Consider the following 357-nt stretch of genomic DNA (forward strand, 5'->3'; position numbering starts at 1 on the left):
TTCATAGTCGCCATTTCAGGTCTCCGTTTCACGAAATTTGTATTGTTTGGCAAAGTTTGTCAAATATCGCCGTACGGCACGCTCTTTCACAGTCTGCAAGGAAGCGAAGACCCGATCCCACCGAATGAAGTGTAGTGCTGACCAGAAAGATTCCTGAATTTTTACCACGCTGCTTCACCGCGTCTTTGCACGTTTGAGTTTAGGTTCTGCCAAACCAAAAACAGAGGTAAAGCAGGTGGAAGAACTTTCGGTGAAATCGAAGATCATCAAATCCGTCTATTTCAGTCAGGAAGACGGGCGGCTCAGGATCTGCTTCAAGAACGGCGAGGAGCGTCTGTTCGAAGGCGTGCCCTCTTC

1 pseudogene is annotated in these 357 nt (G+C 48.2%); it reads left to right on the plus strand.

Annotated elements, in window-relative coordinates:
* Nucleotides 1-235: 235 nt before the first annotated feature.
* A pseudogene (locus AC5ZG1_RS44815) lies at nt 236-357 on the plus strand (KTSC domain-containing protein); the annotation flags it as partial.

Source organism: Bradyrhizobium sp. Leo78, assembly GCF_059512425.1.